Origin of the sequence: [Clostridium] polysaccharolyticum, from assembly GCF_900111595.1 — a bacterium.
In the GTDB taxonomy this organism is placed as follows: Bacteria; Bacillota; Clostridia; order Lachnospirales; family Lachnospiraceae; genus Clostridium_AI; species Clostridium_AI polysaccharolyticum.
On the sequence record NZ_FOHN01000004.1, the window covers coordinates 225,930 to 233,749 of the forward strand.

General features: G+C 40.0%; 9 protein-coding genes. 8 read left to right on the forward strand and 1 reads right to left on the reverse strand.

What is annotated here, in order from left to right; translation table 11 throughout:
- Positions 1-69 precede the first annotated feature (69 nt).
- From nusB to argR, 8 genes are read left to right on the forward strand one after another with little or no spacing between them, the layout of a single operon-like run.
- The gene (nusB, locus tag BMY85_RS04265) at positions 70-477 is read left to right on the forward strand and encodes a transcription antitermination factor NusB (protein WP_092476792.1); all 408 of its coding nucleotides are present in this window, start codon (positions 70-72) and stop codon (positions 475-477) included.
- Positions 478-530: 53 nt separating this feature from the next.
- On the forward strand, positions 531-1,742 hold the full coding sequence (gene xseA / locus BMY85_RS04270) for an exodeoxyribonuclease VII large subunit (RefSeq protein WP_092476836.1): 1,212 nt from the start codon (positions 531-533) through the stop codon (positions 1,740-1,742).
- A 26-nt stretch (positions 1,743-1,768) separates the two neighbouring features.
- On the forward strand, positions 1,769-1,966 hold the full coding sequence (gene xseB / locus BMY85_RS04275; RefSeq protein WP_092476794.1) for an exodeoxyribonuclease VII small subunit: 198 nt from the start codon (positions 1,769-1,771) through the stop codon (positions 1,964-1,966).
- Between the two features lie 2 nt (positions 1,967-1,968).
- Entirely contained in the window at positions 1,969-2,904 is a 936-nt protein-coding gene (locus tag BMY85_RS04280; protein ID WP_092476796.1) for a polyprenyl synthetase family protein, read from the forward strand.
- Positions 2,905-2,930: 26 nt separating this feature from the next.
- Positions 2,931-4,787, forward strand: coding sequence for a 1-deoxy-D-xylulose-5-phosphate synthase (gene dxs / locus BMY85_RS04285; protein ID WP_092476838.1), 1,857 nt, complete (start codon positions 2,931-2,933; stop codon positions 4,785-4,787).
- Entirely contained in the window at positions 4,784-5,590 is an 807-nt protein-coding gene (locus BMY85_RS04290) for a TlyA family RNA methyltransferase (protein ID WP_092476798.1), read from the forward strand. The genes dxs and BMY85_RS04290 overlap by 4 nt, the downstream gene beginning before the upstream one ends.
- A 22-nt stretch (positions 5,591-5,612) precedes the next feature.
- Positions 5,613-6,476: an NAD(+)/NADH kinase gene (locus BMY85_RS04295; RefSeq protein WP_092476799.1), complete on the forward strand. Its 864-nt coding sequence runs from the start codon at positions 5,613-5,615 to the stop codon at positions 6,474-6,476.
- A gap of 4 nt (positions 6,477-6,480) precedes the next feature.
- Positions 6,481-6,936 carry an arginine repressor gene (argR, locus tag BMY85_RS04300; protein ID WP_092476801.1) on the forward strand — a complete coding sequence of 152 codons (456 nt, stop codon included), beginning with the start codon at positions 6,481-6,483 and terminating at the stop codon, positions 6,934-6,936.
- 311 nt (positions 6,937-7,247) lie between these two features.
- Here the strand turns inward: argR and BMY85_RS04305 are convergent.
- Positions 7,248-7,820, reverse strand: a 573-nt coding sequence (locus BMY85_RS04305; RefSeq protein ID WP_143066319.1) for an IS3 family transposase, incomplete at its 5' end; no start/stop codon positions are given.

The window sequence follows — 7,820 nt, forward strand, 5'->3', positions numbered from 1 at the left end:
GTTGTTTATGCGTGTTTCGGCTATACTATTAAAAAGAGAAAACTAAGATTGATTTCAGGAGGAACGTTCATGAGTAGACGGGAGATTAGAGAGCATTTATTTCGTATGCTGTTTCATAAGGAGTTTTATAAAGAAGAGGAATTGGACGAGCAGATTGGGCTGTATTTTGACAACTTAGAAAAGACTCCGGCTAAGGAACAGATTTCCGAAGTGACAGACCGTTTTCGTGCAGTTTTAGAAAAAATACCGGAGATTGATGAAATGGTGGATTCAGTCTCAAAAGGATGGAGACTGAACCGTATGGGTAAAGTAGATTTGACTATTTTACGTATTGCGATTTATGAAATGAAATATGACGATGAAATTCCTGTTGGAGTTGCAATCAATGAAGCAGTTGAATTGGCGAAGAAATATGGGGAAGACCATTCCCGCAGTTTTGTAAATGGTATTTTAGCAAAACTGGCAGACAAGGAATAAGTTCCAAGAATAAAACAGTAAGCTTAATAAACAGCAGATGGTGAGTGGATTACATGGAAAAACGAAATGCGTATACCGTTTCAAAAATAAATCAATATATAAAAAACATGTTTCTGTCCGATTATGCCCTTAACAGAATATATGTAAAGGGGGAAGTATCCAATCTTAAGTACCACACTTCAGGACACATTTACTTTACCTTGAAGGATGAAAAAAGCCAGATGGCATGTGTCATGTTTGCTGGCCAGCGTTCCGGACTTCGTTTCCGTATGACAGAAGGGCAGAACATAATTGTATTTGGCAATATCAGCGTGTATGAGCGGGATGGAAAATACCAGCTGTATGCCAGTGAAATTATACTGGATGGATTAGGTTCCCTATATGAGAAGTTTGAACAGCTAAAGAAAAGCCTGGAGCAGGAAGGTTTATTTTCCAAGGAACATAAAAAGCCGATTCCGTTCTATGCAAAAAAAATTGGTATTGTTACAGCAAGCACAGGAGCTGCCATTCAGGATATTGTGAACATAGCAGCGAGACGTAATCCATATGCAGAACTGATTCTTTATCCTGCCAAAGTGCAGGGAGAAGGAGCAGCCCAGACCATTGTAGAAGGAATTAAAACATTAGATGCACTGAAACTGGACGTGCTTATCGTAGGAAGAGGCGGGGGTTCCATAGAAGATTTATGGGCCTTTAATGAGGAAAGCGTGGCACGGGCACTGTTTCAGTGCAAAACCCCGGTAATATCAGCGGTAGGCCATGAAACGGACACAACCATTGCCGACTTTGCTGCTGACCTGCGGGCACCTACTCCGTCAGCAGGAGCAGAACTTGCAGTATGCAATATTCAGGAAGTATTTGCTGTTCTTGAAGATTACGAAACCAATCTGTTTCGTCTTATGGAAAGAAAGATTCAAGAAAAGCGTTATCAGCTGGATAACTGCCGATTAAGGCTGGCACACCAGAGTCCGGCATTTCAGATCCAGCAGCACAGGCAGTATGCAAGTGATCTGGAAGAAAAGTTAAATGACAGAATGAAACAGGTTTTAGAGAAGAAGAAACATCAGCTTGCATTATATATAGAGAAAATGAAAGGGTTATCACCACTTGAAAAGCTAAGCAAAGGATATTCTTTTGTGACAGATGGACAGGGAAATGCGGTGAAGACTGTTAAAACCATAAAACAGGGTGATGCTGTTACAATTGCCGTTACAGATGGGAAAATACAGGCGGTGGCAGTTGCAGTAACCCAAGAAAAAAGATAGCATGTAATGACATTTGGGAGGCTTATATGGCAAAAGCAGAAAAGAGTCTGGAGGATTCTTTTGAAGAACTGAATACCATTATTACACGTTTAGAACAAGATGACTTAAGCCTGGAGGATTCTTTCGGGCTGTACAATGAAGGTATGAAACTTCTGAAAAAATGCAACGACTCTATTGATAAGGTAGAAAAAAAATTAACAGTATTATCAGAAAGGGATTCGTAATCGTGGATTTTCAAGTACAGATGGAAAAAGATTTAGAGATGGTCGAACAGGCATTAAAAGCCTATTTGCCAAAAGAAGAAGGTCAGCAGAAAGTGATTATGGAAGCTGCCAATTATAGTGTAAATGCAGGTGGGAAACGCCTTAGGCCTATTTTTATCTTAGAAACATATCGATTATTTGGGGGCGAAGATTTTTCGTATGTTATGCCGTTTATGGCGGCAATGGAAATGATACACACTTATTCGCTGGTTCATGATGATTTACCAGCCATGGATGATGATGATTACCGCAGAGGTAGAAAAACAACCCATGTGGTGTTTGGAGAAGCAATTGGCGTATTGGCTGGTGATGCTCTTTTGAACTATGCATTTGAGACAGCACTAAAATTTCATGATCTTGTAGATGAGAAACTGGCTAAAGGCAGGATTGATGAAAAAGAAGCTTACAGGCAAACCAGAATGGGCAATCGTGCATTGCAGATTTTAGCCAGTAAAGCGGGGATTTATGGTATGATTGGTGGCCAGGTGGTAGATGTGGAAAATACAGACAAGCCATTGTCAAAAGAACAGCTTGATTTTATATATCGGTTAAAAACAAGTGCTTTGATTGAAGCATCTATGATGATTGGAGCCTGCATGGCAGGGGCCGACAATGATAGCATAAGCAGCGTTGAAAAAATTGCCAGAAATATAGGGATGGCATTTCAGATACAAGATGATATTTTAGATGTGACAAGTACGGAAGAAGTGCTGGGAAAATCCGTTCTAAGTGATGAAAAAAATCATAAAACCACATATGTAACGTTAAAAGGACTGGAACAGTCCCGGCAGGCAGTAAAGGATTTATCTGTCGAAGCCGTTCGCATTTTACACACTCTTCCAATAGAAAGTGCTTTTATTGAGAACTTAATAAACATGCTAGTTCACCGCATGAATTGACCAGATGAGGTGGAAATTTGTCTAAAATATTAACAGAAAAGATTAAGAAAGCAAACGATATAAAGGATATAGATCCTAGTGAATATAAACAGCTTGCACAGGAGATAAGATGTTTTCTAATGGATAAAATCAGTAAAACAGGAGGGCATCTGGCTTCTAATTTAGGTGCAGTAGAATTAACAATGGCATTACATTTATTTCTTGATTTTCCAGAAGATAAACTGGTATGGGATGTGGGGCATCAGTCTTACACCCATAAGATTCTGACTGGAAGGCAGGAAGGATTTGACTCATTAAGAAAATACAAAGGGCTTTCTGGATTTCCAAAGCGAAAAGAAAGCGATTGTGATGCTTGTGATACGGGACATAGTTCCACTTCCATATCAATAGCACTTGGTATGGCAGTAGCCCGTGATATTGAACAGAAAAATAATAAAGTAGCAGCAGTTATCGGAGATGGGGCTTTATCTGGCGGCATGGCTTATGAAGCACTTAATAATGCGGCCAGGCTAAAATCGAACCTGATGATTGTACTGAACGATAATAATATGTCCATTTCAGAAAATGTAGGTGGCATGGCTTTGTATCTGGGAAAAATCAGAACAAACCGAAAATACCAGGAATTAAAGGATGACGTCTATTATGCTTTGGCAAAAACCCCAGCGGGAGAGAGGATCGCGGATAAAATCAAGCGTTCTAAAGATTCTATTAAACGCCTTATGATTCCAGGCATGTTATTTGAAGATATGGGACTGACTTATATCGGGCCTATTGATGGCCATAACATTGCCCATATGATGAAAGCCTTTAAGACGGCATCTAAGGTTGACGGTGCATGTATTGTTCATGTTATAACCAAAAAGGGAAAAGGATATATAAAGGCAGAAGAAAATCCATCCAGATTTCATGGGGTTGATCCGTTTTATGTAAAAAGTGGAGAGAACAAATTACAAGAGAGGGCAGAAACTTATACAGATGTGTATGCGGATACTATGCTGGAATTGGCGAAGAAGAGAGAAAATATCGTTGCTATTACAGCAGCTATGCCATCAGGAACAGGACTTGCCAGATTTCAGAAGGCGTATCCAGAACGCTGTTTTGATGTAGGAATCGCTGAAGAACATGCAGTATCTTTTGCTACTGGGCTTGCTTTGCAAGGATGTAAACCATTTGTGGCCATTTATTCTTCCTTTTTACAGAGGGCGTATGACCAGATTCTGCACGACACCTGTATTAATAAAGCACCAGTGGTATTTGCCATTGACCGTGCGGGTTTAGTAGGGAAAGACGGAGAAACCCATCAGGGTGTGTTTGATTTGTCCTTTTTGTCTGCTATCCCCAATATGACAGTTATTGCACCAAAGAACAAGAAGGAATTTAAAGAGATGCTAGAGTACTGTGCCGATTTTGGCGGTCCTATTGCCATCCGTTATCCAAGAGGAAACGTGTACGATGGTTTAAATGAATATCAGGATACGCTAAAGTATGGAAAAAGTGAATGGATTTATAAGGAACAGGAGATTGTGCTGGTGGCAGTAGGAAACATGGTAAAAACGGCAGTACAGGTACGAGGGAGGCTGAAACTCCAAGGGTATCAGGTCTCTCTGGTAAATGCAAGATTTGTAAAGCCCATTGATACAGAAATGATGGATTCCATTACAGTTAATCATAAAATCATTGTTTGTATGGAAGACAATGTAAAACGGGGCGGGTATGGCGAACATGTTGCGTCTTATCTGAAAGAGTCAGGGAAAAATGCGATAAAAATGTTAAATATCAGTGTTCCAGACAAATTCGTTGAACATGGTGACGTAGATGAGCTTTATAAAGAAATTGGAATGGATGCAGATTCCATTGTGGAAAGGATTTTAGAGAGTTTATGAAAGAACGTTTAGATATATTGCTAGTAAGACATGGCCTGGCTCAGTCCAGGGAAAAGGCAAAGGCAATTATTATGTCGGGAAACGTATTTGTCAATGGACAGCGAGAAGACAAAGCAGGTATGACATTTGATGATAAAGCACAAATTGAAGTTAAAGGTGCGGTTATGAAATATGTCAGCCGTGGTGGTTACAAATTAGAGAAAGCTATGGAACAGTGGGATTTCACATTAGAAGACAAGGTTTGTATAGATGTGGGATCTTCTACTGGCGGTTTTACGGACTGCATGCTTCAGAATGGTGCAAGAAAAGTGTTTGCTATTGATGTGGGTACCAATCAGCTTGCCTGGAAGCTTCGCCAGGATGAAAGAGTTGTCAGTATGGAGAAAACCAATATCCGTTATGTTACGCCAGAAGATATTGGAGAACTGGCATCTTTTGTGTCTATTGATGTAGCTTTTATTTCTTTAACAAAGGTACTTCTTCCTGTGAAAAATCTGCTGGCAGAAGACGGCGAAACAGTCTGCCTGATTAAGCCCCAGTTTGAAGCCGGAAGAGAGAAAGTTGGAAAAAAAGGCGTTGTACGTGATGAAAAAGTTCATATGGAAGTTATCAGATCAGTCATTGATTATGCAAGAAGCATAGGATTTGTTCCATGTGAATTAGATTACTCGCCAATTAAAGGGCCAGAGGGAAATATAGAGTATTTACTGCATTTAAAATTATCTGGAGAAGAAAACAGCGACTGGGACACAGAAATCAGGGAACTTGTGAAAAAGTCTCACAGCCAGTTGGCAAATGGATAAATAATAAAGGTAGGAGAAGGTTATGGAACGCTTTTGCATCATTGTAAACAGTGAAAAAGATAGTAATCATCATACAGCACAGGCAATTATAGACTATATTGAAAGTCGTGGGAAAACCTGTTTTTTGACCTCACACACAAGCAGTGAGAGATGTGACAGTTTTACGAAAGCAGAAGAAATACCAGAAGATACGGAGTGTGCCATTGTATTGGGGGGAGATGGCACGATACTTCATGCGGCAAAGGATCTGCTTCATCTGGATATTCCGATTTTAGGAGTAAATATGGGAACGGTTGGCTATCTGGCAGAAATAGAACCTCATAACATCCGGTTTGCACTGGAAAAGGTATTTCAGAATGAATGTACTCTGGAGAAACGGATTATGCTATACGGTTCGATTACTTCAAGTGGCAAGATGGGGAAAAGAGATCATGCATTAAATGATATTGTCATTTCCAGAGGAGGACAATGCCGTGTTGTTGTGATGCATTTATATATCAATGATTTGCTGATCGATACATATGTTGCAGATGGACTTATTGTATCAACTCCTACTGGATCTACCGGTTATAACCTGTCGGCTGGTGGACCAGTTATGAAACCAGGAATCAATGCATTGGCTGTTACGCCAATATGCCCGCATTCCCTAAATCAAAGCAGTTTTGTAATCTCTTCGGAGGACCGGATTCGGTTGGAAATCGGGCAAAGAAGGGAATCCATGCAGGATGAAGTTCTTGTTTACTTTGATGGATGTGAAGCGGAAAAGTTAAAATCTGGTGATGTAATCGAGATTAAAAAGGCACAAGAATGTACGAAAATGATTAAAATCGTGGAAAACAGCTATTTTGATATATTGAAGAATAAACTTGGAACAGAAAGGATGTGAATAAATGAAAGTTGGAAGACAGACCAAAATCATTGAATTAATTAATAAATTTGACATAGAAACTCAGGAAGAGTTAGCAGACCGTTTAAATGCTGCCGGGTACAATGTAACACAGGCAACGATTTCACGTGATATCCGTGAGCTGAAATTAACGAAAGTTTCAGTGGAAGGCAACCGCCAGAAGTATATTATCCTGCAGAATCAGGAGTCCGGCTTATATGAGAAATATGTCCGTGTCTTATCGGACGGGCTTGTCTCTATGGATTCTGCACAGAATATTCTTGTGATAAAAACCGTTGCCGGTATGGCTATGGCAGTTGCCGCAGCGTTAGACAGTTTAAGCATTAATGGAATTGTTGGTTCTATTGCAGGGGACGATACGGTTATGTGTGCCATACGACATGAAGAAGATGTGGTGTATGTGATGGATAAGATTAATAAACTGATTAATGGAAAGTAAGCAGGCAGTATGGAGAAGGCCGCCGTTTTATTGAAAACAAGCGGTCTTTTTTAGGGCACAGGATGCACACAGATGGGTAAGGAAGATAGTCGCTAAAAGACAGCGACAGCTAAAAAACAGCGACAGCTAAAAAACAGCGACAGCTAAAAGACAGCGACACCCATCTGGCACGGCAAAGTCTGAGTTCCTTCGAGTACATTCCAGTCGCGAGAGTATGAGGAACTCAGACTTTGTTCTTCTTATCATATAATATATAGCTTCTTTAAAGTGTTGTGGTCAAGCATTTTTGTAACACCACACCCTAAATCATCTCACTTACTATATCTAGCTTCAAATGGTGTCTTGTAACCATTGTATGAATGAGGTCTTACATGGTTGTACCATGTGTATGCATACTCTTCAATTGCTACGTTTAGTTCCTCGTCTGTTTTATATTCATGCTGATAAATCAGTTCATTTTTCAATGTATTGTAATAACGCTCCATTGGTGCATTGTCATAAGGATAGCCTGCCTTGCTCATACTCTGAGTCACTCCTACAGATTCACAATAGCTTGTAAATGCATGAGATGTATATTGAGATCCTTGATCGCTATGAAGAATCAGTTCCCCTTTTATTTTAGGCTGTGACGGGAGAGCTTTCTTCAAAGTTCTTATTGCAAGGTCACTTGTGATCTCTTTGTCTGTAATACTGGAAATGATACTTCGGTCATGCAAATCCAAAATGGCACAGTTATAGCGTACGCTTCCGTCTTTTAAAAACAAATATGTAAAATCGGTACACCAGCGCTGGTTTGCATCCGGTGCAGAAAAATCCTGCCTGATAAGATTAGGAAATACCTTATGTGGGTTGTGTTTCTGATATCCTGGCTTTTTTCTTCGGAC

What these genes read in the sequence shown, in the direction of transcription:
- nusB (WP_092476792.1), top strand. Translation starts at nt 70, where the DNA reads ATGAGTAGACGGGAGATTAGAGAGCATTTATTTCGTATGCTGTTTCAT.
- xseA (WP_092476836.1), top strand. Translation starts at nt 531, where the DNA reads ATGGAAAAACGAAATGCGTATACCGTTTCAAAAATAAATCAATATATA.
- xseB (WP_092476794.1), top strand. Translation starts at nt 1,769, where the DNA reads ATGGCAAAAGCAGAAAAGAGTCTGGAGGATTCTTTTGAAGAACTGAAT.
- BMY85_RS04290 (WP_092476798.1), top strand. Translation starts at nt 4,784, where the DNA reads ATGAAAGAACGTTTAGATATATTGCTAGTAAGACATGGCCTGGCTCAG.
- BMY85_RS04295 (WP_092476799.1), top strand. Translation starts at nt 5,613, where the DNA reads ATGGAACGCTTTTGCATCATTGTAAACAGTGAAAAAGATAGTAATCAT.
- argR (WP_092476801.1), top strand. Translation starts at nt 6,481, where the DNA reads ATGAAAGTTGGAAGACAGACCAAAATCATTGAATTAATTAATAAATTT.